At 62.0% G+C, this 342-nt stretch carries 1 protein-coding gene; it reads right to left on the reverse strand.

The annotated features are described in order from the left end of the window. On the reverse strand, positions 1–342 hold a 342-nt coding region (locus tag F2P45_RS34800; protein ID WP_223164938.1), incomplete at both ends, for a hypothetical protein.

A 342-nucleotide genomic window follows, 5' to 3' on the forward strand; every position in this document is an offset into this window, starting at 1 on the left:
GGAAGTCCAGGTCCATGGCGTCGGCGAGGAACTTGCTGCCGGTGATAGGACTGATGGGAGCGCCTACAGATGGCACGCATTTTACGCACGGTATGTTGGCCTGGCCTTCCTTCCGCGATTCGGTCTGCTTGGGCTTGGCAGCCTCCGGTTGCGCCGGCGCCGGTTTTGCCACGCTCGGCCCCTTGCCCGGCCCCTCGGCCGCTGCCGAGGTCTTGATCCTTAATTTGGGGTGGCTCATCACGATCTGCTCGTTCTTCGCCAGCCAGGCGGCAAATCCCTGTCCTAATTTGCCGCCGGCAATTTTTTTGAGCACTGCGGACGTGAGTTTGCCCGCGTACACCG

The sequence above is a fragment of the Massilia mucilaginosa genome, assembly GCF_011682145.1.
Lineage (GTDB): Bacteria > Pseudomonadota > Gammaproteobacteria > Burkholderiales > Burkholderiaceae_D > Telluria_A > Telluria_A mucilaginosa.